This window comes from Pseudomonas sp. BJa3, from assembly GCF_026343815.1.
GTDB lineage: Bacteria > Pseudomonadota > Gammaproteobacteria > Pseudomonadales > Pseudomonadaceae > Aquipseudomonas > Aquipseudomonas soli.
Window position 1 is genome coordinate 1 of the sequence record NZ_JAOXMC010000601.1, and the last position, 231, is coordinate 231.

The 231-nt window shown below is 68.0% G+C and carries 1 protein-coding gene; it reads left to right on the plus strand.

Annotated elements, in window-relative coordinates; all coding sequences use genetic code 11:
• The coding region (locus tag OH705_RS28950) for an aminotransferase class III-fold pyridoxal phosphate-dependent enzyme (RefSeq protein ID WP_267303667.1) at positions 1 to 231 on the plus strand (231 nt) is incomplete at both ends.

Sequence of the window (231 nt, forward strand, 5' to 3'; positions counted from 1 at the left end):
GGCTCGTGCATGTGGGGCTTCCAGCGCCACGATCTCGTGCCGGACATCGTCACCATGGGCAAGCCGATGGGCAACGGCCACCCCATCGCCGCCATGGTCTCGCGCCCCGACATCCTGGAACGCTTTGGCCGCGTGGCGCGCTACTTCAATACCTTCGGCGGCAATCCGGTGGCCTGCGCCGCGGCCCAGGCCACGCTCTCGGTGATCGAGGACGAAGGCCTGCAGGCCAAT